The 23,171-nt window shown below is 58.6% G+C and carries 24 protein-coding genes; 8 read left to right on the top strand and 16 right to left on the bottom strand.

All coding sequences use genetic code 11. The features are described 5' to 3' along the window. Positions 1–92: 92 nt before the first annotated feature. Positions 93–491 carry an acyl-CoA thioester hydrolase YciA gene (gene yciA, locus SP68_RS15180; protein WP_008807759.1) on the top strand — a complete coding sequence of 133 codons (399 nt, stop codon included), beginning with the start codon at positions 93–95 and terminating at the stop codon, positions 489–491. Positions 492–520: 29 nt separating this feature from the next. Here the strand turns inward: yciA and SP68_RS15185 are convergent, their stop codons facing one another. Beyond that, entirely contained in the window at positions 521–1,057 is a 537-nt protein-coding gene (locus SP68_RS15185; RefSeq protein WP_008807758.1) for a YniB family protein, read from the bottom strand. A 188-nt stretch (positions 1,058–1,245) separates the two neighbouring features. Here SP68_RS15185 and hxpB point away from each other — a divergent pair, with 188 nt between their 5' ends. From hxpB to SP68_RS15205, 4 genes are all read left to right on the top strand, one after another. Beyond that, positions 1,246–1,914 (top strand): hexitol phosphatase HxpB, encoded by a 669-nt coding sequence (gene hxpB, locus SP68_RS15190; protein ID WP_012968454.1) that lies wholly within the window; start codon positions 1,246–1,248, stop codon positions 1,912–1,914. Between the two features lie 149 nt (positions 1,915–2,063). Then, positions 2,064–2,825, top strand: coding sequence for a 2-dehydro-3-deoxy-D-gluconate 5-dehydrogenase KduD (gene kduD / locus SP68_RS15195; RefSeq protein WP_022065120.1), 762 nt, complete (start codon positions 2,064–2,066; stop codon positions 2,823–2,825). 91 nt (positions 2,826–2,916) lie between these two features. Then, positions 2,917–3,507: a metal-dependent hydrolase gene (locus SP68_RS15200; RefSeq protein ID WP_002901611.1), complete on the top strand. Its 591-nt coding sequence runs from the start codon at positions 2,917–2,919 to the stop codon at positions 3,505–3,507. Positions 3,508–3,642: 135 nt separating this feature from the next. After that, entirely contained in the window at positions 3,643–5,034 is a 1,392-nt protein-coding gene (locus tag SP68_RS15205; RefSeq protein ID WP_008807755.1) for an L-cystine transporter, read from the top strand. 57 nt (positions 5,035–5,091) lie between these two features. Here the strand turns inward: SP68_RS15205 and cedA are convergent, their stop codons facing one another. Then, the gene (gene cedA, locus SP68_RS15210; RefSeq protein WP_004151919.1) at positions 5,092–5,331 is read right to left on the bottom strand and encodes a cell division activator CedA; all 240 of its coding nucleotides are present in this window, start codon (positions 5,329–5,331) and stop codon (positions 5,092–5,094) included. Between the two features lie 205 nt (positions 5,332–5,536). On the opposite strand from cedA, the gene katE reads away from it, so the two are divergent. Next, the gene (katE, locus tag SP68_RS15215; protein ID WP_022065121.1) at positions 5,537–7,795 is read left to right on the top strand and encodes a catalase HPII; all 2,259 of its coding nucleotides are present in this window, start codon (positions 5,537–5,539) and stop codon (positions 7,793–7,795) included. Between the two features lie 57 nt (positions 7,796–7,852). Here the strand turns inward: katE and chbG are convergent, their stop codons facing one another. From chbG to osmE, 8 genes are all read right to left on the bottom strand, one after another. Next, entirely contained in the window at positions 7,853–8,611 is a 759-nt protein-coding gene (gene chbG / locus SP68_RS15220) for a chitin disaccharide deacetylase (protein WP_012542072.1), read from the bottom strand. Positions 8,612–8,623: 12 nt separating this feature from the next. Next, a complete protein-coding gene (locus SP68_RS15225) occupies positions 8,624–9,970 on the bottom strand; it encodes a 6-phospho-beta-glucosidase (protein WP_008807751.1) in 1,347 nt (448 codons plus the stop codon). 110 nt (positions 9,971–10,080) lie between these two features. After that, entirely contained in the window at positions 10,081–10,905 is an 825-nt protein-coding gene (gene chbR / locus SP68_RS15230; RefSeq protein ID WP_012968458.1) for a transcriptional regulator ChbR, read from the bottom strand. Positions 10,906–10,932: 27 nt separating this feature from the next. Next, complete coding sequence (chbA, locus tag SP68_RS15235) at positions 10,933–11,280, bottom strand: PTS N,N'-diacetylchitobiose transporter subunit IIA (protein ID WP_004140356.1); 348 nt, start codon at positions 11,278–11,280, stop codon at positions 10,933–10,935. Between the two features lie 53 nt (positions 11,281–11,333). After that, positions 11,334–12,692: a PTS N,N'-diacetylchitobiose transporter subunit IIC gene (gene chbC / locus SP68_RS15240; protein WP_008807749.1), complete on the bottom strand. Its 1,359-nt coding sequence runs from the start codon at positions 12,690–12,692 to the stop codon at positions 11,334–11,336. 11 nt (positions 12,693–12,703) lie between these two features. Beyond that, positions 12,704–12,820 (bottom strand): hypothetical protein, encoded by a 117-nt coding sequence (locus tag SP68_RS28425; RefSeq protein ID WP_012542074.1) that lies wholly within the window; start codon positions 12,818–12,820, stop codon positions 12,704–12,706. Positions 12,821–12,839: 19 nt separating this feature from the next. Beyond that, positions 12,840–13,160, bottom strand: a complete 321-nt coding sequence (gene chbB, locus SP68_RS15245) for a PTS N,N'-diacetylchitobiose transporter subunit IIB (protein WP_002901547.1) — start codon at positions 13,158–13,160, stop codon at positions 12,840–12,842. Positions 13,161–13,438: 278 nt separating this feature from the next. Beyond that, positions 13,439–13,777: an osmotically-inducible lipoprotein OsmE gene (gene osmE / locus SP68_RS15250; protein ID WP_008807747.1), complete on the bottom strand. Its 339-nt coding sequence runs from the start codon at positions 13,775–13,777 to the stop codon at positions 13,439–13,441. Positions 13,778–14,059: 282 nt separating this feature from the next. Here osmE and nadE point away from each other — a divergent pair, with 282 nt between their 5' ends. After that, positions 14,060–14,887: an ammonia-dependent NAD(+) synthetase gene (nadE, locus tag SP68_RS15255; RefSeq protein ID WP_008807746.1), complete on the top strand. Its 828-nt coding sequence runs from the start codon at positions 14,060–14,062 to the stop codon at positions 14,885–14,887. Positions 14,888–14,985: 98 nt separating this feature from the next. Beyond that, entirely contained in the window at positions 14,986–15,849 is an 864-nt protein-coding gene (gene cho / locus SP68_RS15260) for an excinuclease Cho (protein WP_022065122.1), read from the top strand. Between the two features lie 88 nt (positions 15,850–15,937). On the opposite strand, the gene spy is transcribed toward cho, so the two are convergent. The 6 genes from spy to astC all read right to left on the bottom strand — a co-directional run bounded on the left by spy (position 15,938) and on the right by astC (position 22,790). Next, complete coding sequence (gene spy, locus SP68_RS15265; RefSeq protein WP_008807744.1) at positions 15,938–16,423, bottom strand: ATP-independent periplasmic protein-refolding chaperone Spy; 486 nt, start codon at positions 16,421–16,423, stop codon at positions 15,938–15,940. A gap of 343 nt (positions 16,424–16,766) precedes the next feature. Then, positions 16,767–17,732 (bottom strand): succinylglutamate desuccinylase, encoded by a 966-nt coding sequence (gene astE / locus SP68_RS15270; RefSeq protein WP_022065123.1) that lies wholly within the window; start codon positions 17,730–17,732, stop codon positions 16,767–16,769. A 9-nt stretch (positions 17,733–17,741) separates the two neighbouring features. Beyond that, positions 17,742–19,067, bottom strand: a complete 1,326-nt coding sequence (astB, locus tag SP68_RS15275) for an N-succinylarginine dihydrolase (protein WP_022065124.1) — start codon at positions 19,065–19,067, stop codon at positions 17,742–17,744. Beyond that, a complete protein-coding gene (gene astD, locus SP68_RS15280; protein WP_022065125.1) occupies positions 19,064–20,542 on the bottom strand; it encodes a succinylglutamate-semialdehyde dehydrogenase in 1,479 nt (492 codons plus the stop codon). The genes astB and astD overlap by 4 nt, the downstream gene beginning before the upstream one ends. Then, positions 20,539–21,573, bottom strand: coding sequence for an arginine N-succinyltransferase (gene astA, locus SP68_RS15285; RefSeq protein WP_022065126.1), 1,035 nt, complete (start codon positions 21,571–21,573; stop codon positions 20,539–20,541). The genes astD and astA overlap by 4 nt, the downstream gene beginning before the upstream one ends. Then, positions 21,570–22,790, bottom strand: a complete 1,221-nt coding sequence (gene astC, locus SP68_RS15290; protein ID WP_040975823.1) for a succinylornithine/acetylornithine transaminase — start codon at positions 22,788–22,790, stop codon at positions 21,570–21,572. Before astC ends, astA begins: the two co-directional genes overlap by 4 nt. Positions 22,791–23,171 lie beyond the last annotated feature (381 nt).

The raw sequence follows: 23,171 nt of genomic DNA on the forward strand, positions 1-23,171 counted from the left end.
CGCCCGCCTCTGCGGGCGCTTTCCCCTATTCTCTCCGCCCCGTTTTCATAGTAGCATCCCGCTGATCGTCTTTGACCACAACAGAGTAGAGCATGACAACTACAGATCTTGCCCCGAAGGGCGAAATGGTTTTACGCACCCTGGCGATGCCGGCGGATACCAATGCCAACGGGGATATTTTTGGCGGCTGGCTGATGTCGCAGATGGATATCGGGGGCGCCATCATGGCCAAAGAGATCGCTCAGGGTCGCGTGGTGACCGTGCGCGTGGATGGGATGACCTTTTTACGCCCGGTCGCCGTCGGCGACGTGGTGTGCTGCTACGCCCGCTGCGTGAAGCGCGGCAACACCTCAGTGACGATTAACATCGAAGTGTGGGTGAAAAAAGTCTCTTCTGAACCGATTGGCCAGCGCTATAAGGCGACGGAAGCGCTGTTTATCTACGTTGCCGTCGATAATCAGGGTAAACCGCGGGCTCTGCCGGCAGAATAATATGGTGCCCGGCTAACCGGGCACCTGGCTTACAGAAAGCCCAGCAGCGAGAAGAAGAAGTAGCCGATAATAATCACGATCACCGGCAGCACATACAGCGGGAAATATTGCACCAGGATGGTATGGCGCGGTACCACGATCCGCTCAGCGAGCTGCTCACGGGATAACCCTTCTGCGCCTTTGGCCTGCTCGAGGATCAGCTGATCCTCAATCCCCTCGCGAAGAAATTTCGCCTGCCTCGCCATCCGCGCGCCGGAGGCCTGCAGCGCCATGCCGACAAAAACCAGAATGAAGATGATCCAGAAGCCGATGTTCAGGCTGTGGTGGAAATCCGGCAGCGGCGAGTTGTACCAGAAAAAGTTCAGGAACGGCGTGTTAAAGCGCATCATCTCAATCATGACATGCGCAAAATCCATCATTACCGCGTCAATGCCGGGTTTCTTTTCACTGTGCTCATACATAAATTTGAGGACAGAAATCAGCGTCGACAGCACGGCGGGAATAAAGATGACCCATCCCAAAATGCGTTTGATAACCGCTATGCGTCCAGCTTGTTGGTACGTCATGAGTTCCCCTTGTTAAAGACGCGTTGGTGATTCGCCTGCCGCCTGTTGCGTGGCGCAGGCGCTCCTCGCTGACCCGAATGTGTCGGGTATAAGTCTATCTTCCACGGCGAATTTCGCCCAATAACGCGCGGTATGATATACCATGAATGCCGATTCGTTTATCTGATTACGCAACAGGAGAAGGACATATGTCAGCGAAGCGCCGCATTGAGGCCGCGATTTTTGATATGGACGGGTTGCTGATTGACTCTGAGCCGCTCTGGGATCAGGCGGAGGTCGAGGTCATGGAAAGCCTGGGGGTGGATACCCGCCGCCGCGATGAACTGCCCGACCTGCTTGGTCTGCGAATCGACCTTGTGGTGGATCTGTGGTATGCCCAGCAGCCGTGGCACGGCGTCGATCGCGCAGAAGCCACCGCGCGCATTATCCGCCGGGCCATCGAGCTGGTGGAAGCCTCACGCCCGCTGCTACCGGGCGTACGCGAGGCGGTGGCCCTGTGTAAAGCGCAGGGCTTGAAGGTGGGCCTGGCCTCGGCCTCGCCGCTGGTGATGCTGGAGAAAGTGCTCAACATGTTCGAACTGCGCGACCAGTTTGATGCGCTCGCCTCCGCGGAACATCTGCCCTGGAGCAAACCGCACCCGCAGGTATACCTCAACTGCGCCGCTGCCCTGGGAGTCGACCCGCAGCGCTGCGTCGCGCTGGAGGATTCGGTCAACGGCATGATCGCCAGCAAAGCCGCGCGCATGCGCGCTATCGTGGTACCGGAAGCGGAGAACAGCCGCGACCCGCGCTTCGTGCTGGCGGACGTCAAGCTCCCGTCACTGCAGGCCCTGACTGCCGAAGCCCTGCTCGGGTAAGGACGCTGGCGGGTGACGCGATCGCTGTCACGCCGCCGGCAATAAAATCAAAACATCGTTTCATTTTTATTGTAATTTTGTTTTCCTGCCTCTATGCTGGTCACAGGTGGCGTCATCGTACGCCTGAAGATCAGCTGACAGAGGTGAATATGGTAATGAACGCCTTCGACCTGACGGGTAAGGTCGCCATCGTGACCGGTTGCGATACCGGACTGGGACAGGGAATGACGCTGGGCCTGGCGCAGGCCGGGTGCGATATCGTCGGCATCAACCGTAAAATTCCCCATGACACGGCAGCACAGGTTCAGGCGCTGGGTCGCCGCTTTCATGCCATTCAGGCGGATCTCAGCCTTCAGGATGAGATGAGCGTGCTGGTCGACCAGGCGGTCGCGGCGATGGGTCGGGTCGATATTCTGGTCAATAACGCCGGGATTATCCGCCGCCATGATGCCCTGACCTTCACGGAAAGCGACTGGGACGCGGTGATCGATCTGAATCTAAAAGCGGTTTTCTTTCTCAGCCAGGCGGTCGCCAGGCAGTTCATTCGCCAGGGCGATGGCGGCAAAATCATTAACATCGCCTCGATGCTCTCGTTTCAGGGTGGGATCCGCGTCCCCTCCTACACCGCCTCGAAAAGCGGCGTGCTGGGTTTGACCCGTCTGCTGGCCAACGAATGGGCCGGCCAACGCATCAACGTCAACGCCATTGCGCCAGGATATATGGCCACCAATAACACCCAGGCGCTGCGCGAAGATGAAGAACGTAACCAGGCGATCCTCGAGCGCATTCCCGCCGGTCGCTGGGGAGAACCCAAAGACCTGCAGGGGCCGGTGGTGTTTCTCGCCTCGGCCGCCGCCGACTATATTAACGGCTATACCCTGGCCGTCGATGGCGGATGGCTGGCACGCTGAGAATTTGTGACAAAGAGTTACACCGTCACCTCTTCCGTACACTGTATAAAAACCCTATACTGTATGAATCGACAGTTTAGGGTGTGTTATCATGACGGCGGAAGGCCATCTCTTCTTTTCAATCGCCTGCGCAGTATTTGCCAAAAACGCAGAGTTAACGCCGGTGCTGGCGCAGGGCGACTGGTGGCATATTGTGCCCTCTGCGGTATTGACCTGCCTGCTGCCGGACATCGATCACCCTAAGTCATTTCTCGGCCAACGACTGAGCTGGATCTCAAAGCCCGTGGCGCGGGCCTTTGGCCACCGCGGCTTCACCCATAGCCTGCTGGCCGTCTTTGGCGCGCTGACGCTATTCTACCTCAAGGTGCCTGACAGCTGGATTGTCCCGGCGGACGCCCTCCAGGGCCTGGTGCTGGGCTATCTCAGCCACATCCTCGCCGATATGCTCACCCCCGCCGGGGTGCCGCTGCTGTGGCCCTGCCGCTGGCGCTTCCGGCTGCCGATCCTCGCGCCGCGCAAGGGTAACCAACTGGAGCGCGCTTTATGCATGGCGCTGTTCGTCTATGCCGTCTGGATGCCGCAGACGCTGGCGGACAACAGCGCAATACGCTGGTCTTCCGGAGTGATCAATTCCCTGCAAATCACCTTCAATCGCTTCATTAGTCATCAGAGTGGCCGATAAACCGCCGGAAAACACCATTTGGTTATAACCCATTCCATTTGAATATAAGTCCTTGATAACGCCTTCTGCTAACCTTGCCGTCATAAGAGCTGGTTATCCACCAGCCCAGGTTATAAAAATATCAGGAGAACGGGGATGAACTTTCCATTAATAGCGAACGTAGTCGTGTTCGCCGTATTACTGTTTGCGCTGGGGCAAACTCGCCATAAACAGTGGAGCCTGGCCAGGAAAGTGCTGGTTGGTCTGGCCATTGGTGTGGTCTTTGGTCTGGCGCTGCAGCTGATCTACGGGTCTGACAGCCAGGTGCTGAAGGATTCCATCCAGTGGTTCAATATCGTCGGTAATGGCTATGTCCAGCTGCTGCAAATGATTGTGATGCCGCTGGTCTTCGCCTCGATCCTGAGCGCGGTGGCCAGGCTGCATAATGCCTCTCAGCTGGGAAAAATCAGCTTCCTGAGCATCGGCACTCTGCTGTTCACCACGCTTATCGCTGCGCTGGTTGGCGTGCTGGTGACCAATATGTTCGGCCTCACCGCCGAGGGTCTGGTTCAGGGCAGCGCAGAAACAGCCCGTCTGAACGCCATCCAGAGCAACTATGTGGGAAAAGTGGCCGATCTCAGCGTACCGCAGCTGATCCTTTCCTTTGTGCCGAAGAACCCATTTGCTGACCTGACCGGGGCTAACCCGACCTCCATCATCAGTATCGTCATTTTCTCGGCATTCCTCGGCGTGGCAGCGCTTAAGCTGCTGAAAGAGGATGTGGAAAAAGGCCAGCGCGTGCTGACGGCCATCGATACCCTGCAGGGCTGGGTGATGAAGCTGGTTCGTCTGGTGATGCAGCTGACCCCTTACGGCGTACTGGCCCTGATGACCAAAGTGGTTGCCGGGTCGAATCTGCAGGACATCATCAAACTTGGCGGCTTCGTGGTAGCTTCGTACATTGCGCTGGGCATTATGTTTGTCGTCCACGGCCTGCTGCTGGCGATTAACGGCATCAGCCCGCTGAAGTACTTCCGTAAAGTCTGGCCGGTGATCACCTTCGCCTTCACCAGCCGCTCCAGCGCCGCGTCGATTCCGCTGAACGTGGAAGCGCAGACCCGACGCCTGGGCGTACCGGAGTCAATTGCCAGCTTCTCCGCCTCCTTTGGCGCCACCATCGGTCAGAACGGCTGCGCCGGTATCTACCCGGCCATGCTGGCAGTCATGGTCGCGCCGACCGTGGGCATTAACCCGCTGGATCCGATGTGGATTGCCACCCTCGTGGGCATCGTCACCGTCAGCTCGGCGGGCGTCGCCGGGGTGGGCGGCGGGGCCACCTTCGCCGCGCTAATCGTTCTGCCGGCGATGGGCCTGCCGGTGACCCTGGTAGCGCTGCTGATCTCCGTCGAACCGCTGATCGACATGGGGCGTACCGCGCTGAACGTTAACGGCTCAATGACCGCCGGGACCCTGACCAGCCAGTGGCTGCGCCAGACCGACAAGTCGATTTTCGATAGCGAAGAAGAGGCCGAGCTGGCGCATCGCTAAACGGTAAGCACAAAAAAACCGCTGATTATCAGCGGTTTTTTTATTTCTGCAGCAGACTCAGGCTTCAATCTCACCTTCCTGACGCACCTGGTTAGCCCAGCGCTGGGCCGACTCCGGCACGCTGAACGCTGGCGAGCGGCGAAAATGCTCCCCCATCAGCAGAAAGGCGACATACTTCCCGCGCAAAATCCAGACATCGCGAAAATGGTCCATTTTCACGGCATGTTCCGGAGGCGCAGGCTCCACGCGCGGCACGTAGCTAATGACAGGGCGATTTTGTTGGCGCAATGGTTTCATAACAAATGGATTCACTAAACAGAGCGGGAAACAGAAACCTCTATCATAGCCGATTGTGGGCCCGTTCGTCGCCCCCCTGCCGCCGATGCGCATTTTAGGATAACTCCCTGCCCCTGCGCCGAGCGCAGGCAGCGTAATGTTCTATAGTTAGAAGGGTTTTGGTTTATCAACGACCACTTTTAGCAATGAAAGCAGGAGACGAGTAATGTCTGATAAGCACCCAAACCCTCACCACCAGCAGGCACCGGTCCACGACAGCGAAGAAGCGAAACCGGGGCTCGACTCGCTGGCGCCGGATGACCAGGAGTGGCGCCCCACGCCGAAACCCACCGCCCCAGGCGCCGAACCGACCGCCCCTGGTAGCCTGAAAGCGCCTGATACCCACAGCAGCAAACTTGACGCCCTGGAGCCGCAGCGTAAAGGCGGAGAAGACTATCCGCTGACCACCAACCAGGGCGTACGTATTGCCGACGATCAGAATTCGCTACGCGCCGGCGCCCGCGGCCCAACGCTGCTGGAAGATTTCATTCTGCGGGAGAAGATTACCCACTTTGACCATGAGCGAATTCCGGAGCGTATCGTTCATGCCCGCGGCTCTGCCGCCCACGGTTACTTCCAGCCCTACAAAAGCCTGACAGCGTTGACCAAAGCCGATTTTCTCTCGGCAGCCGATAAGATCACCCCGGTCTTTGTGCGCTTCTCCACCGTGCAGGGCGGCGCGGGGTCGGCGGACACCGTCCGCGATATTCGCGGCTTCGCTACCAAGTTTTACACTGACGAAGGGATTTTTGACCTGGTCGGCAACAACACACCGGTCTTCTTCATCCAGGACGCGATAAAGTTCCCCGATTTTGTCCACGCCGTGAAGCCTGAGCCCCACTGGGCCATCCCGCAGGGACAGAGCGCCCACGATACTTTCTGGGACTATGTCTCCCTGCAACCGGAAACGCTGCACAATGTGATGTGGGCGATGTCGGATCGCGGCATCCCGCGCAGCTATCGCACCATGGAAGGCTTTGGGATCCACACTTTCCGTCTGATCAACGCCGAGGGCAAAGCCACCTTCGTTCGCTTCCACTGGAAACCCGTCGCCGGCAAGGCGTCGCTGGTGTGGGATGAAGCGCAGAAGCTGACCGGTCGCGACCCCGATTTTCATCGCCGCGACCTGTGGGAGGCCATCGAAGCCGGGGACTACCCGGAATTTGAGCTTGGCCTGCAGCTCATCCCCGAGGAGAACGAGTTTGATTTTGACTTCGATCTGCTCGATCCCACCAAGCTGATCCCCGAGGCGCTGGTGCCGGTCTTACGGGTTGGCAAGATGGTCCTCAACCGCAATCCGGACAACTTCTTTGCCGAAAACGAACAGGCGGCCTTTCATCCCGGGCATATCGTACCGGGCATTGATTTCAGCAACGATCCGCTGCTGCAGGGGCGCCTCTTCTCTTACACCGACACGCAAATTAGCCGCCTGGGTGGGCCGAACTTCCATGAAATCCCCATCAACCGTCCAACCTGCCCGTATCACAATTTCCAGCGCGACGGGATGCACCGGATGGACATTGACACCAATCCGGCCAACTATGAGCCCAACTCCATTAACGACAACTGGCCGCGCGAGACGCCGCCAGCGGCCAAACGCGGCGGCTTTGAGTCCCTCGCCGAGCGCGTCGACGGCGAAAAAATCCGCCAGCGCAGCCCTTCGTTCGGCGAATATTACGCCCAGCCGCGTCTGTTCTGGCTGAGCCAGACGCCGATTGAGCAGCAGCATATTATCGATGGTTTCAGCTTTGAACTCAGCAAAGTGGTCCGCACCTGGATCCGCGAGCGGGTGGTCGATCATCTGGCCCACATTGATACTAAGCTGGCGGAAGCGGTCGGGGCGAACTTAGGTATCGAACTGAGCGACGATCAGCGTAACATTACCCTGCCTTCCCCGGTCAACGGCGTGGAGAAAGACCCCAGCCTCAGCCTCTACGCCGACGCCGAAGGGGATGTGAAAGGCCGTGTAGTGGCCGTCCTGCTCAACGAACGCACCTTGGCGCAGGATCTGGTCCATCTCCTGCAGGCGCTGCAGGCCCAGGGCGTGCACAGCAAGCTGCTCTACTCGCGGATGGGCGAAGTCATCGCCGACGATGGCTCTCCCCTGCCGATCGCCGGCACCTTCGCCGGTTCCCCATCGCTGACGGTGGATGCGGTAGTGGTGCCTGGCGGCGACCTCAGCGCCCTGAGCCAGAGCGGCGACGCGCGCTATTACCTGCTGGAAGCCTATAAGCATCTGAAGCCGATCCTGCTGGCAGGGGATGCGCGACAGCTGACGTCCGTTCTGCAGGTCCCAGCCCAGGGTGAAGAGGGGGTCATCGTCACCGATGCTCTCGACACGCCAGCGGCGGACACACTGCTCGCCCTGATGACGGCGCATCGCGTGTGGTCGAGAAGTCCAAAAATCGCCGCTATTCCGGCGTAGTAAAAAGCCCGGCACACGGTGCCGGGCTTGATTCACTTTCCCTTTCCCCCATCGGGCTTACACGTCGCGGTAGGTTCCCAGACGATAACCCCGGTCGGCTACCGCCGCTTTCAGCGCGGCAGACGTCAGCACATCAAGCTCACCCAGCCGCGGGTAGCAGTAGGCGCTGCCCATAATGGTCTGATCGACAAAAGCCGGATGACACATCACCTCCAGGGAACGCTCCCCGCGGGCGATTGAGGCATCCAGCGTCTGCAGAAACAGTTCCTCAGAGACAGCTTCGCCGTAAAACTCGCTGCTGAAGCCTGCGCTGCTGCGCGCCGCCTGTTGATCGAGCCCACTCTGCGCCGCCACCTGGCGGTCAATACGTAACGCGATACCCTTCTCGCGGGCAAAGGCCGCCACGATGGGATAGATCGGGGCGATCATATGCACATGGTGGTGGCTGTCGAGATGCGTCGGCTCATGACCGAAGAGATCGACAAAACGACGGTACTGACACGCCAGCTCGTGGGCGATCTCCTCCAGCGGCAGGCGACCTTCTTCTGCCTGCTGCCAGATCCATTTGCCCAGCCGGCCTTCGCGGGTTAATCCCGGCATGGCCGACAGCGGCTCGCCCAGCGTCAGCACAAAGTGCATGCCGACCGCCAGCTCCGGGGTACTGCGGCTTAGCTGGGCGGCGTGGTCAATGGCCGCGCCGTTGACCAGCGCCGTGGTCGATGTCACCACGCCGTTGCGGCAGGCCTCGATAATGCCGTAGTTCTGCCCTTTACTGAGGCCGAAGTCGTCGGCATTGACGATCAATACGCGTTCCATTGGCCGCTCCTGTTAAGATTTCAGTTTTTCGATAGTCGCCGCAAAGTTCGGCAGCCATTTTTCATGCGCCAGAATCATCTCCCGCGCCAGCTGCTCGGCGTCACGATCGGAATGGATCAGCGGGCTTAAGTTCAGCGCCAGCAGCACATCATTCAGCTCGCCGCTGATCGCCGCCTGGCTGGCCGCCACTTCGAACCCCTTGATGGTGTAGATAAGCCCCAGTACCTTCTCATCGAAATGGGTGATGCGCGGCGTCGGCTTCGCGCCGTCGCGACCTAAGGTGCAGCTCATCTCGACCGCCCAGTCCGCCGGGATATTATCCACGTGGCCATGATGCGGGATATTCACATAGTGCTCAGTCTGCTTGTCGTTATAGATAGCGTTGATCACTTCGCAAGCGGCATCGGAGTAGTAGGCGCCGCCGCGCTGCTCCAGCTCCTTCGGCTTGACCTTGAGATCCGGATTTTTATACAGCTCGAACAGCTGTTTCTCCACCTTCTGCACCACCTGGGCGCGCGCGCCGCCCTTATAGTACTCGCCCATCTCAATCGCCAGCATCTCTTTTGGCTTAAAGTAGTAGAGCAGATAGGAGCATGGGATCAGGCGCAGGGAGCGGATCAGCCCCTCGCTAAACGGCAGGTCGAAAATATTTTTCACCGAGTTCGCGGTCAGGCGGCCAGAGGCCACGCCGTCCAGCAGTTCATCGAAGCGCGAGACGCCGTTAACCAGCACGTCGCGGACGAACACCAGATGATTCAGACCGAACAGGTCGATATTCAGCTCATCGCTCGGGCTGAGCTGCAGCACGTCGGTGATGAACATCTTCATGCCGATAGGAATGTTGCACACGCCGATAAAGCGTTTGAAACTGGTGTGGCGATAGACCGCCTCGGTGACCATGCCCGCCGGGTTGGTGAAGTTGATGATCCACGCGTCCGGGCAAATCTCCTGCACATCTTTTACGATATCAAAAATCACCGGGATGGTGCGCAGCCCTTTAAACAGCCCACCCGCCCCGTTGGTCTCCTGGCCCAGGTAGCCGTGGCTCAGCGGAATACGCTCATCTTTTTCACGCGCCTTCAGCTGGCCCACGCGCAGCTGGGTGGTGACAAAATCCGCGCCCTGCAGCGCCGCACGGCGATCCAGCGTTTTATAGACCTTCATCGGCACGCCGGCTTTTTCCACCATCCGCTCGCACAGCGCATGGATAATATCGAGCTTCTCCTGGCCCTCTTCCACATCCACCAGCCACAGTTCAGTGACCGGCAGTTCATGGTAACGTTTCAGAAAGCCTTCCAGTAATTCCGGGGTATAGCTGCTGCCGCCGCCAATAGTGACTACTTTTAATTTCTGGCTCATCTTTTTCTCCCTTGGGCGCTACGCCTGGACGCAGGCCGCTCTCCGCAACAATGCGGACAGTTAATTTGAATGATTTACGGTATAAACCTGGCGGATAAAACCGCGCGGGTTTAATTAATACTGGTCAAATGTTTGCGATAACTGCTCGGCGTAAACGACGTCAGTTTTTTAAAGGTTTTAATAAACAGGCTCGGGCTACTGTACCCGGATTCATACGCAATATCCGTCACCGAATAGTTGGTAATTTCCAGCTGCTTTTTGGCAAAGTTAATACGGATATCATTAATTATCTGCATCGGCGTTTTACCATAATAGCGCTGGGTCGCCCGGGTTAAATATTCCTGCGTTTTTCCCGAGAGACGAACCATATTCTCGAGCGCGCCCTCACCGAATTTCAGCTTATCGTGCATGGCCTCAACGGTATTTTTTAGCCATTGCGGAATAACATCGGCAACCGGCTCTTCGCGATAGTGGCGTAAACGGTTAATGACATAAAAGGAAACCAGCTCGATAAATTCGTCAAATTCCGTTTCGCGAAAATTGAGTGAGGCGATAACCGACTCAACGTAGCCGAGAAAAGCGCTCTGCACGGCGTAAACCTGTGAGGCCACCAGGCCAAACGGCAGCAGCGGCAGATAATGTTTCTCAAAGAAGCGTCTGCTGATGCCGACGTTAAGGATGCGCGTCGCCCCAAATTCGTAAAAGCTCTGGTGGTGCGACCCCATCGGGATAAAGACGAAATCCCCGCGCTCCAGCAGCACCCGTTTGCCATTGATCTCCTGGTAATAGCGCCCGGTTAATACCACGGTAAATTCGTAGTAATCATGCTGGTGAAGCCCGCTCACGCTTTCCGTTTTGTTATAGATGACCACATGAAAGTTCTTCCCGTTGAACAGCTGTTGTTCTCTGGCGGTACTGATCTCGGTGGTCATCATCCTGGGCTGCCTCATCGTCGCGATGGCCTATTGTACCTTCTCGTGCAGCTCAATCAATTCGGCGACCAGCTCACGGGCCAGCATCGAGGTCATCAGATGGTCCTGAGCATGCACCAGCACCAGGCTGACCTTCATTTTTCCTTCGCCTTCATCGCTTTCGATAAGCTGGGTCTGCACGCGATGCGCCTCGCTCAGCGCCTGGCGCGACTGCTCCATCATCGCTTTCGCCGCGGCAAAATCGCCCTGCTTCGCCTGCTTCAGCGCGCCATAGGCCAGGCTGCGGGCCTGTCCGGAGTTGATAATCAACCCCATCACCACCTCTTCGAGGTCATTTTCCGGGGTTTCTACCGCGTCGATGTTGTCCAGATCAAACATAATATTTCCCTCATTTATCAGGCGGTACGGGGCACTGCCCGTACCGCGCGGTATCAGAATTTCAGTGCGTTAGCGATGTCTTCTTCGCTCTCTTCCTGCTCGATGACGGTCTGCGCTTTATTCGACAGCACCACAAACGGCAGGTAGACCAGAGTCGCGACGCCAAGGTTGAACAGGGCTACCAGCAGGGCGGCCACGCTGCCGTTACTGTTAAAGAACGCTCCCAGACCGGTCGGCATGGTCCACGGCGCCAGGTTGGTCACCGGAGGGATAATCCCCAGGCTATAAGCCGCCAGCGTAATGGCTGCCAGAATCGGCTGGACCAGCACGAAGGGGATAAACATCACCGGGTTCATAATGATCGGCAGACCAAACAGAATCGGTTCGTTAATCTGGAAGATGCCTGACGGCAGTGCCAGCTTCGCCACCTGACGATGGTCAGCGCGACGGGAAGCGATAAAGATGGCGATAATCAGACCCAACGTTGCCCCGGAGCCACCCAGCAGGATATAGGAGTCGAGCATCGGCTTGGCCCAGAAGTGGAACTGTTTGCCTGCTTCGATAGCCGCATCAACCGAGCCGTACTGGTTGTACAGCGCGATGTTTTCCAGCGCCCACGGGGTCATGATGCCGTTATCCAGCGCCGTCAGCGCCAGGGAACCGTGCACACCGAAGAACCACAGCAGGGAGTTAAAGATAACGTATGCCCAGCCGACCACGCTGCCCATCGCCGCCAGCGGCGTGGAGATCGAGTCCATGATTATCTGGTGGAAGTTGCTGCCGTAGCTCGACAGGGCCCACGAGATAATGCCGAAGATGGAGAGGATCAAGAAGCCCGGGATCAGCGCGGAGAAAGAGCGCGATACTGACCCTGGCACGCTGTCCGGCAGTCTGATCACCCAGTTACGACGGATCACGAAGGTGAACAGTTCCGCGACAACCAGACCGATAATCATCCCGGAGATGATGTTCTGCCCGCCCAGCCAGTTGGCGCCCACCGCATAGGCTTCGCCCACGCTATACGGGGTCACGGTCATGAAGGCCGCCACCGCCAGCAGGCCCGCGGCCATCGGGTCAACTTTGCGCTCTTCCGCCAGCGCGGAGCCGATAAAGAACGGCGCCATCAGCGACATAATGCCGAGGGTACCGTTATAGACGTTCCCGCCGATAGCCTTAAAGCCGTTTAAGGTTTCAATGGTGGAGGCATCCAGTCGAATGCCCATGGAATAAAAGAAAGAGCCTTCGCCGAAGCTCAGAAAAACGTTGTTAATTAATACAAACATGGCCCCGGCGAGGGTCAACGGCATTAACTTAATAAATCCGTTTTTAATCGCATTAATATGCGGCTGCTTTCCTATTTTCACTGCAAAAGGAAGGAGTACCTTTTCAAGCGAGTCGATCACTTTACTCATAGTCAATACCCTTAAAAGCCGCAATAAACTATTACGGCGATGATGTATGAAATTACTCTTTGACGGGAAAATAAACTCTTTATTTTTTGACGTCCGGCAACAGGGTGCCGCCAGGCGTCAAAATACATCGAGTTTTAAAAGTTAAAATTATTGTGCTGCAGCTTTCTTAATGGCCGCGACGGCGGCTTTCAATACACCTAAACCATCCACCTTGCCATACAGAAGAGAATCGATGACTTCTACCGGTTTATTCGGCAGCAGGCGCTGAATTTCCGGTAACATATACGCAATTTGTGGTCCTAATAATACCACGTCGGCTTCCGGTCCCTTTTCACCTGCCAGGGTTTCGGGATAGGCTTCAATAATGACCGGGACTTCGTATTTTTCTGCCTGCGCGCGCATTTTGGAGACCAGCAGTGATGTAGACATGCCTGCCGAGCAGAAGAGATAAATGTGTTTCTTTTCCATGAACGCTTCCTCAATGTGTGAGACCAGGGCCTTCAGCAACCGCTGAGAGCCGGTAAGACTGGTAACATCCGGTTAATTCTGTTTATGGGTTGAGTATACGGCAAGCTGAGCCGCCAGGATAATTCGCTGTTGAACAGAATTGTCTCTCATTGACCTCTGGTTTTGACTACCCTCACATTTTCACCCAAATAATTCGCGCAATTAAATAAGCATCAGTACTCACAAAAAAGCCCGACCAGTGGTCGGGCTTACGTAGGGCTCAGTAAACAGTAGGAAGCTTACTTGGCGTTGCGCGGGTCAGTATCATACTCGGCGCAGGTCTGGTAGCCGGAGTTAATCACATGGCCGGTGTCGTCGAGGGCCACAAAGTAGGTCTCTACTTTACCATCCCGTTGACCGAGGATGTAGGTCTGGCAGGTGCCGCGGGCATGAACCATGGTCACTTCCGTTGAAGGTTTCCCAGCGATCTGCATCACCTGCTGACGCGACATCCCTTTCTTCACATCTTTCACCACCGGCTGGGTAAACTGGTCTTTGGTACGATCGTAAGCGGTACAGCCCGCCAGTAAGGTTAACGCGACGGTGACGCCCAGTATTCCTGCTAAGCTTTTGTTCATTTTGGTTCCTCTTTTCTACTGTGTAACGATAAGCCTGGAATAAATAGTGTTATTTTTCAAGCCGAACAGCGAAATCATGTCTGATTGTGTTATTGCGTAAACAGGATTGACGCGCCGCTGCCGACCGGCGGTTTCTCCCGCGCAGTGGCATCTATAATGAAATCCTATGTCATTGATTGCCTTCTTTTCCGGCAGTCAAAACCCCGGTCCTTGTCGTTTCAGCGGCAAAGAGGTAGCTTTAAGCCAACAGCTTGCCAAACAGATTCACTTTCGGAGGGCGCGATGACGCTACAACAAGAGATTATTCAGGCGCTGGGCGCAAAGCCGCAGATTGATGTCGCCGGCGAGATCCGCCGCAGCGTCGATTTCCTGAAGTCCTACCTGCAGACCTACCCGTTTATTAAATCGCTGGTGCTGGGTATCAGCGGCGGCCAGGACTCCACCCTGACGGGGAAACTGTGCCAGATGGCGATTAATGAACTGCGTGCCGAAACGGGCGACAGCAGCCTGCAGTTTATTGCCGTTCGGTTGCCCTATGGCGTGCAGGCGGATGAGCAGGACTGCCAGGACGCCATCGCCTTTATCCAGCCTGACCGGGTGCTGACGGTGAATATCAAAGCCTCGGTACTGGCCAGTGAACAGGCGCTCCGCGAAGCGGGGATCGAACTGAGCGACTTTGTTCGCGGTAACGAAAAAGCCCGTGAGCGGATGAAGGCCCAGTACAGCATCGCCGGAATGACCAAAGGGGTGGTGGTCGGCACCGACCATGCGGCGGAAGCGATTACCGGCTTCTTCACCAAATATGGCGACGGCGGCACCGACATCAACCCAATTTTCCGCCTGAACAAACGTCAGGGCAAACAGCTGCTGGCCCATCTCGGCTGCCCGGAACATCTGTATAAGAAGCTGCCGACCGCCGACCTGGAAGACGATCGCCCCTCCCTGCCGGATGAAGTGGCCCTGGGTGTCACCTACGAGAACATCGACGATTATCTGGAAGGCAAAACGCTGGATCCTAGTATCGCCAAAACGATCGAAGGCTGGTATCTGAAAACCGAACACAAGCGTCGGCCACCGATCACCGTCTTTGACGATTTCTGGAAAAAATAGTCCCTCCCCGCCCCGGCCCGCGCCGGGGTTATTTTTTGCGCTTTTCGCCGCAAAAACCGCCTGCTATACTGGATAGATAGACAGTATCAGGAGTTATTGTGGCCAGAAAGCAATCTGCCCCGCGTCTGGAGTTTGAAGCGGCGGCGATCTATGAATATCCCGAACATCTTCGCCCGTGGCTGGAGGCGCTGCCAAAGCTGCCGGGCGTCTATCAGTTTCACGGCGACAGCGACACAATGCCGCTCTATATCGGTAAGAGCGTCAACCTTCGCAGCCGTGTGTTATCTCACCTGCGCACGCCCGAAGAGGCCGCGATGCTGCGTCAGTCGCGGCGTATCACCTGGCAGCGCACCGCAGGCGAGCTGGGAGCGCTGCTGCTGGAGGCGCGGCTGATTAAAGAGCAGCAGCCGCTGTTTAACAAGCGGCTACGGCGTAACAAGCAGCTCTGCGCCTGGCGACTTGCGGACCACCGGCCGCAGATTGTCTATGCCCGCGAGGTTGATTTCTCGCACCAGCAGCATCTCTATGGCCTGTTCGCCAACCGGCGGGCGGCGCTGCAGATGCTGCAGAGCCTTGCCGACGAACAGCGCCTCTGTTATGGCCTGCTTGGTCTGGAACCGCTCAGCCGCGGCCGCGCCTGCTTTCGCTCCGCGCTGGGCCGCTGCGCCGGCGCCTGCTGTGGAAAGGAGAGCGTGGAGGCGCACAGCGAGCGCCTGCTGGCGCAGATGAGTAAACTGCAGCTGGTGTGCTGGCCGTGGGCGGGGCCAGTGGCGCTGGAGGAGCGCGGCCCGGATATGACGCAGTATCACGTCATTCATAACTGGCTGTGGCTGGGCGCCGTCGACTCGCTCGACCAGGCCGCGGAGTTGACCCGTCTGCCCGCCGGATTCGACCAGGATGGTTACAAGATCCTCTGTAAGCCCCTGCTCAGCGGCAACTACCCGCTGCACCCGCTTGGCTGAGAAACCACCAATAAAAAAACCGCCGGCCCTGCCCAACGCCTGATGGCATTATTGGGCAAGACCGGCGGTCTTGATTCAGTTCGCTACATTATTCAGCAGGTGCAGGCATTTTACCTGCCGGCGCGTTGCGTTCTGTCAGATGCTTCTCAAAATTAGCATTGAACTGTTTTTTCTGCTCTGGAGTCAGAATGTTGTAGATCTTGTTCTGCGTTTCCAGGCGGGACAGCGCCATCGCTTTATGCTGCGCTTCCATCTTATCGATCTGCGCTTCCGCTTTCGCCTTATCGAAGGTGTCGCTGGCGATCAGATCGTGCATCGCGCGGCGTTCGTCGAGGGACGGACGCTTCATGTTCTCACGCTGGCTCTTCATGATGTCGCGGATCTGTTGTTTCTGCGCATCGGTCAGGTTCAGGCCTTTAAACATCATGTCATGCTGACCCGGGCCGCCTTTATGATGCATCATCATCGGCTTGCTGTCGCTCGGCGCGGTGGTGGTGTCGGCGGCGTGTGCCAGGTTAGCCGCGCCCAGAGCCAGAGTAGAGGCAACAAACAGTGCAGTGAGTTTCTTCATCATTCAATCCTTACTTTACGTTATTCTTACGGCGCGTTGCCGTGTTGACGAGATTAACTTTACGACGTTAATCGTCAATTAGTCAGAGCAAGAGTAAAACAATGAAAGTGTAAAAAACAGTTTCTCGCCAATTATGGAGAAAATAAGGAATTTAGCCGAAGAATTGCAATAAAAAATAAATAACCCACTGTTTTGCAGAGAAATTATGGAGAGTATAAAGGAGGGGAGATTAAAAACAAAGCATTTTACCAGGAATAATCTGCAAATTTACACTGGCGCACGAAAAAATAAGATGGTGAAAAAAGACGCGCGAAATAAAGCAGGCCGCCCGGCGGACGGCTTGCCCTCAGGATAATTTCTCCAGCATCAGGCCGGCGCGCAGTCCCTTAGCCACTGTCGGATTGGGAAACAGGACATACTCCGGCTCAGGCCCCACCACATACCGCGTCTCGCCCTCCTCCGCCAGCAGCGTGCCGGGTTCGAAGGGGGTGAAGTTCAGCGTCTGATCCGCCATATGCAAGTGGAAATCATCGCTATGGCGGGTGATCTGCTGTACCACCCGGTAGCGCAGCGGCGCCGGGGCGTCGGCAATGGCCAGATCCCCCACCAGCAGCCGGGAAAGCGCGCCTTCGGCGGCGGCAAACTGCGTCAGATCGTTTTCACCCAACGGCAGCGCTTTGCCCAGCTCAAGGGTGCAGGCCAGCGCCGCGAACCGTTCGCAGCTGAAGTGGGTAAAGGTCCCGCCTGGCTGACGATGAAACACCAGCGCCTCCAGCCCGGCGCCGCCCAGCCAGTGAAGAAAATCCTCCTCCCACGGCGTATCGCGGGCCGGGAGCACGCCGAAGCGCGGATGTAGCGAGCCGCGGATCGCGGTATGCAGATCGAGGTGCCAACGAGGACCATCGTGGTCGCGATAGAAGCGGGCCACCGCCTGCTCCAGCCGCTGCGCCCGCTGCGTCTCCTCACTGAGCGGAAACTGCCGCCAGCGCTCGCCAAACATCCGGTTCATATCGCTGTGCAGATAGCGCTTATTCGCCCGCAGCGCCGGTGGGTTGCCAACGATCACCAGCAACCGCCAGCGCAGCGGGAGTGCCTCCCGGACCAGTCGCTGCACCAGGTGGTCGACTATCTCCACCGGTGCCGTTTCGTTGCCATGAATGGCGCAGGAGAGTACCAGCCCGCGCTCGCAGCGCGCATGCGGCGTCAGCTCGAGGATCCCCTCTCCCAACCAGTGCCAGCGAAAGTGCGCCGTCTCGCCGTGAAAATGGTGGGGCAAACGCCCCGCCAGGGTTAATGCCAAAAAATGTTCCACCGCGCCCCCTTATTGCTGAAATGGATAAACCGAACCGAGCTGCAGGATCTGGGTCAACCGATCCAGCGCGTCACGCCCTTCCCGCAGCAGTTGCGGGTCGGCGAGGTCGGCCTGGGTAAGGCGATCGCGATAGTAGCGATCCACCCAGTCATTGAGGGTGGCAAACAGCGTATCGTTCATCAGGACGTGCGGATTGACCGCCTGATACTCCTCGGCCGTCAACACCACCCGCAGGCGCAGGCACGCCGGACCGCCGCCGTTGGCCATACTCTCGCGCAGATCGAACACCTGTAGCGCGGCGATGGGGTTGTCCCCGGCCAGCAGCTCATTGAGGTATTCCCAGACGCCGGCATGCTCCTGCGCTTCGTGGGGCAGGAGCAGCGCCATGCTGCCATCCGCCCTGCTCAGCAGCTGGCTGTTGAACAGATAGGTGGCAACCGCCTCTGCCACCGTGACCCGACTGGCGGGGACCACCAGCGGCGTAAAACCCGGCACCCGCTGCGCCAGCTGCTGGAGAAGCGCGGTCTGGTCGGCAAAGGCCTGCTCATGGCAGAACAGGACCTGACGGTTGCTCACCGCGATAACATCGTTATGAAAAACCCCCGTGTCGATCGCCGTCGGATGCTGGCGGGCGAAGATCAACTGACGGGGATTGACCTGATTGAGGCGCGCTACCGCCTGGCTGGCCTCAAGGGTTTGCCGCGCCGGATAGCGACGCGGGGCCTCCTCGCTCCCCCGGCGGCGGCCATAGACAAAGAGCTGGACGCCGGGGGCGCCATACTCGCCGCCGAGACGGTTATGGTTCGCCGCCCCTTCGTCGCCAAACCAGGCCGAGGCGGGCAGCGCCGGGTGGATGGCAAATCGCGTGCGGTCGGGGAATATCGCCTGCAGCAGCGCCTCTGTGGTCGGTGCTTCGCTGGCGCGGTGGAATTTATCCTGCAGATTCGCCACCGTCAGGTGCACCAGGCCATCCAGCGAATCGGCGGAGGGACAGACCGTCGCCGCGTTCGCCACCCACATTGCCGAGGCCGAACTCACCGCCGACAGCAGATCCGGATCCTGCTGCGCCGCCCGGGCCACCACCTGCTCATCGCTGCCGCTAAAGCCCAGCTGCCTCAGGAGTGGCACATTGGGCCGCTCCTGAGGCGGGATCACTGCCTGCGGGTAGCCGGCGTCGGCGAGGGCTTTCATTTTTTTCAGCCCTTGCTTTGCCGCCAGCTGCGGGTTCGACACCCGGTGGCGGTGCCGGGTGGAAGCCTCGTTGCCAAAGGAGAGCCCGGCGTAGTGATGGGTCAGCCCGGGCAGACCGTCAAAGTTGACTTCGCGGGCGGTCATGACGCCTCCCCGGCCAGAAAGTCGAGCCCCGGGTTCAGGCTGGCGGGCAGCGTCAGGGTCGGCGATTCAAGGCTGGCCATCGGCCAGGCGCAATAATCGGCGGCATACCAGGCCCCCGGACGATGGTTACCGGACGCCCCGGTGCCGCCGAACGGCGCGGTACTCGCCGCCCCGGTCAGCGGTTTGTTCCAGTTGACTATCCCTGCCCGCGCCTCGAGCAGCAGTCGATCAAACTTCTCCCGTTCCGGAGAGATTAACCCACAGGAGAGGCCGAAGCGGGTGGCGTTGGCTAAGGCAATCGCCTCCTCGAACGTGTCGTAGCGCCAGACGCCAAGCAGCGGGCCAAACACCTCTTCATCTTCAACATTGGCCATGTCGCTCATGTCGACAATCCCCGGCGTTAGCAGCGACGTTCCGGCCTGCAATAAACGTGGCTCCAGCAGCGTGACCGCGCCAGCGGCGACCCGCTGCAGCCAGGCCTGATGCACTTTCTGCGCGGCCGGTTCAGAGATAAGCCCGCCGAGAAACGGCTGCGGCTCGGCGTCCCACGCCGCCGGGATCAGCCGCTGGCTCACCGTCACCAGCCGGGAGAGGAAGGCATCGCCCGCCTCGCCGCGCCGGACCAGCAGACGGCGGGCGCAGGTGCAGCGCTGGCCGGCGGTAATAAAGGCGGACTGGATGGTCAGATGCACCGCGGCATCCACGTCCCGCGGATCGTCGACGATCAGCGGGTTATTGCCGCCCATCTCCAGCGCGAGGATCTTCTGCGGCTGCCCGGCCAGCTGGCGATGCAGATGAAAACCGGTGGTTGAGCTGCCGGTAAACAGCAGCCCGTCGATATCCGCCTGACCGCTGAGCGCCTCGCCGGTTTCCCGACCGCCCTGCACCAGGTTGAGCACCCCGGCGGGCAGGCCGGCCTGCTGCCATAGTTTCACCACCGCTTCGCCGCTGCACGGGGTGAGTTCGCTGGGTTTAAAGACCACAGTATTGCCCGCCAGCAGCGCCGGTACGATGTGCCCGTTCGGCAGATGGCCGGGAAAGTTATAGGGGCCAAACACCGCCAGCACGCCGTGCGGCCGGTGACGCAGCGTGGCGGCGCCGTCGGGCAGATCGCTGTGCTGTTCGCCGGTGCGGACGTGGTAGGCCTTCACCGAGATCGCCACCTTGTTGATCATCGCCGTCACTTCCCCGGCCGCCTCCCAGCGCGGCTTTCCGGTCTCGGCGCCGATCATCGCCGTCAGCTCAGCCTTACTGGCCTCCAGCAGGGCGGCAAACTTTTCAACGATCGCCTGACGGTCGGCAAACGGCAGCCGCGCCCAGGCCGGGAACGCCTGGCGGGCAGCCGCCACCGCCTCAGCAACCTGCCCGGCATCCGCCGCTTCGCCCTGCCACACAACCTTCAGGTTAACCGGATCCTGTTTACTGAAACCTGGCCCACGACCGGGCCGCCACTCGCCATTAATCCACAGACTCATGCGGTTTTCTCCTCAGGGATCAGGCGCACCATGCGTACCTGGTCGCCGGCATGACACTTCAGCATATCCAGTTCGCGGGCGCTGAGGGTCAGGGTGTCGCCATCCGGGTCGGCATGCACCAGCAGAGCGCGGAACTGGTGATACTGTTCATTCGCCACCAGGCACAGCGGCCAGTCACCGGGTGGGGTTTCACCGGCCTCGGTGGTCACCAGACGGCTTTTGCGGATCGCCCGCACACTGTCGATGTCGCACTCCAGAGTCGGGCCGCCGTCGAAAATATCGATGTAGTTCAGGTAGCGGAACCCCTCTTTCTCCAGCACCGTCCGGGCCGGGGCGGTCTGCGGATGAACCTTGCCGATCACTGCCTGCGCCTCAGGGGAAAGGAAATCGATATACAGCGGATGCTTGGGCATCAGGGCGGCAATGAAAGCCTTCTGTCCGGTACCGCACAGGTAGTCGGCGCGGGAAAACTCCATGGCGAAAAAGCGTTTGCCCAGGCTCTCCCAGAACGGCGAGTAGCCCTGCTCGTCAATCACCCCGCGCATCTCGGCGACCACCTTCTCATTGAAGCGCTCGCGAAAGGCGGCCATAAATAAGAAGCGCGATTTCGACAGCAGATAGCCATTGCCCTCTTTGCGCCACTGCGGGTCGAGGAACAGGGTACACAGCTCACTGCTGCCGGTATGGTCGTTGCTGAGAAACAGCGTCGGCAACGCCTGATAGACGTTGAGCTCCTTCGAGGCATGGACCTGGGTGCCGACCCGGTAGTTATACCAGGGATCGTTGAGCCCCACCGCCACCTCGATCGCGCAGATGCCCACCACCGCGCCGCTTTCGCTCTCCTCCAGCACAAAGACATAGCCCTGCTCGCTTTTCGGTAGCTCGCCGCGCCAGGTCTGCTGCGAGCGGGCGATCCGCGCCGCGAGGGTCGCTTCATCCACCGGCAGCGAGGTCAGCCCGCCGCCGGTCTCCGCTGCCAGCTTCAGCAGCCCGGGCAAATCGCCCGGCTCCACCGGTCGAATAACCATCATGATGAGACTCCTGCCACGAAACGCGCGCAGGCCCGCTCGACGCGATCCAGCCCGCTATTCACCTCTTCTTCACTGACGTTCAGCGCCGGCGCAAAACGCACCACATTAGCGCCGGCGATCAGGATCATCACCCCCTCTTCCGCCGCCAGGTTGCTGAGCGTTTTCGCCTTCCCGGCCCAGGCGTCGTTCAGTACGCAGCCGAGCAGCAGTCCCAGGCCGCGGATCTCCTTGAACAGATCATAGCGGGCGTTGATCGCCTGCAGACGCTCGCAAAACCACTGGTGGCGCTGTCTGACGCCGGAGAGGACTTCCGGGGTGTTGACGATCGACAGCAGCTCGCCGGCCACCGCCCCGGCCAGCGGGTTGCCGCCGTAGGTGGTGCCGTGGGTACCGACGGTCATCACGCTGGCGCAGGCCTCTGTCGCCAGCAGCGCGCCGATAGGGAAACCGCCGCCCAGCGCTTTGGCGGTGGTCAGCACATCGGGCGTCACGCCGTAGTGCATATAGGCATACAGCTCGCCGGTGCGCCCGACCCCGGTCTGCACTTCATCGAAAATCAGCAGAGCGTTGTGCTGGTCGCAAAGCTGGCGCAGGCCGCGTAAAAATTCGCCGCTGGCCGGCACCACGCCCCCTTCGCCCTGCACCGGCTCGACGATCACCGCGCAGGTCTGGTCATTGATTAAGGCCTTTGCCGACTCGAGATCGTTAAACACCGCATGCTGGATCTGCGGCGGCAGCGGGGCAAAATCCCGGGAGTAGGCCGGCTGACCGCCTGCCGAGACGGTGAACAGCGTCCGCCCGTGGAAAGCGTTCTGAAAGGCGACGATGCCGCTTTTCTCACTGCCAAAGCGATCGTGGGCATATTTACGCGCCAGCTTGAGCGCCGCCTCATTGGCCTCAGCGCCGGAGTTACAGAAGAAGACCCGGTCGGCGAAGGTGGCATCGATAAGCATTTTGGCCAGACGCAGGATCGGCTCATTGGTGTAGCCGTTGCCGGTATGCCAGAATTTGCTGGCCTGGTCAGTCAGGGCTTGCACCAGACGCGGATGGGCGTGCCCCAGCGCGTTCACGGCGATGCCGCCGGCAAAATCGATATACTCTTTGCCCTGCTGATCCCACAGCCGCGACCCGGCGCCCCGCACCGGAATAAACGCCGCTGGCGCGTAGACCGGCATCATCCATTCATCAAAGTGGTTACGCGTAATTGACTGAGACATATCGACCTCTTCCGGTAAATTAAAAGTAGCAATAATGTTAATAAATATGAGTTATTACGCTGTAAATGTAGATTGCACGGTTCGTGCCAGCCAGCGATAAAAATGCATAAACCGGTTGAGATAACGCAGAATCAATGAGTTACAGCCGAACGCTATTCACATAAAATGCATATTTAGTGAATAAGTATCCGATAAAGGGGGATAAACAGTGATTAAAGAAGATAAGTTATGCAACGGTAAGATATAATTCTGTAATTGTGATCCTCTGCGAAATTTATCGTAGATATTTGCCCTTTTTTGGCGCGGCATGCCCGTAAAAGGGGCAACTACGGCACGCTCATGCGCAGCGATTGGCAGAATGACGCATCCGATGGCAGCCAG

Origin of the sequence: Klebsiella variicola, assembly GCF_000828055.2 — a bacterium.
Taxonomy (GTDB): Bacteria; Pseudomonadota; Gammaproteobacteria; order Enterobacterales; family Enterobacteriaceae; genus Klebsiella; species Klebsiella variicola.

Bases quoted from the DNA above. Each gene is read 5' to 3' on its own strand.
- yciA (WP_008807759.1), top strand. From the start codon at position 93: ATGACAACTACAGATCTTGCCCCGAAGGGCGAAATGGTTTTACGCACC.
- SP68_RS15185 (WP_008807758.1), bottom strand. From the start codon at position 1,057: ATGACGTACCAACAAGCTGGACGCATAGCGGTTATCAAACGCATTTTG.
- hxpB (WP_012968454.1), top strand. From the start codon at position 1,246: ATGTCAGCGAAGCGCCGCATTGAGGCCGCGATTTTTGATATGGACGGG.
- kduD (WP_022065120.1), top strand. From the start codon at position 2,064: ATGGTAATGAACGCCTTCGACCTGACGGGTAAGGTCGCCATCGTGACC.
- SP68_RS15200 (WP_002901611.1), top strand. From the start codon at position 2,917: ATGACGGCGGAAGGCCATCTCTTCTTTTCAATCGCCTGCGCAGTATTT.
- SP68_RS15205 (WP_008807755.1), top strand. From the start codon at position 3,643: ATGAACTTTCCATTAATAGCGAACGTAGTCGTGTTCGCCGTATTACTG.
- cedA (WP_004151919.1), bottom strand. From the start codon at position 5,331: ATGAAACCATTGCGCCAACAAAATCGCCCTGTCATTAGCTACGTGCCG.
- katE (WP_022065121.1), top strand. From the start codon at position 5,537: ATGTCTGATAAGCACCCAAACCCTCACCACCAGCAGGCACCGGTCCAC.
- chbG (WP_012542072.1), bottom strand. From the start codon at position 8,611: ATGGAACGCGTATTGATCGTCAATGCCGACGACTTCGGCCTCAGTAAA.
- SP68_RS15225 (WP_008807751.1), bottom strand. From the start codon at position 9,970: ATGAGCCAGAAATTAAAAGTAGTCACTATTGGCGGCGGCAGCAGCTAT.
- chbR (WP_012968458.1), bottom strand. From the start codon at position 10,905: ATGATGACCACCGAGATCAGTACCGCCAGAGAACAACAGCTGTTCAAC.
- chbA (WP_004140356.1), bottom strand. From the start codon at position 11,280: ATGTTTGATCTGGACAACATCGACGCGGTAGAAACCCCGGAAAATGAC.
- chbC (WP_008807749.1), bottom strand. From the start codon at position 12,692: ATGAGTAAAGTGATCGACTCGCTTGAAAAGGTACTCCTTCCTTTTGCA.
- SP68_RS28425 (WP_012542074.1), bottom strand. From the start codon at position 12,820: ATGTATTTTGACGCCTGGCGGCACCCTGTTGCCGGACGTCAAAAAATA.
- chbB (WP_002901547.1), bottom strand. From the start codon at position 13,160: ATGGAAAAGAAACACATTTATCTCTTCTGCTCGGCAGGCATGTCTACA.
- osmE (WP_008807747.1), bottom strand. From the start codon at position 13,777: ATGAACAAAAGCTTAGCAGGAATACTGGGCGTCACCGTCGCGTTAACC.
- nadE (WP_008807746.1), top strand. From the start codon at position 14,060: ATGACGCTACAACAAGAGATTATTCAGGCGCTGGGCGCAAAGCCGCAG.
- spy (WP_008807744.1), bottom strand. From the start codon at position 16,423: ATGATGAAGAAACTCACTGCACTGTTTGTTGCCTCTACTCTGGCTCTG.
- astB (WP_022065124.1), bottom strand. From the start codon at position 19,067: ATGACCGCCCGCGAAGTCAACTTTGACGGTCTGCCCGGGCTGACCCAT.
- astD (WP_022065125.1), bottom strand. From the start codon at position 20,542: ATGAGTCTGTGGATTAATGGCGAGTGGCGGCCCGGTCGTGGGCCAGGT.
- astA (WP_022065126.1), bottom strand. From the start codon at position 21,573: ATGATGGTTATTCGACCGGTGGAGCCGGGCGATTTGCCCGGGCTGCTG.
- astC (WP_040975823.1), bottom strand. From the start codon at position 22,790: ATGTCTCAGTCAATTACGCGTAACCACTTTGATGAATGGATGATGCCG.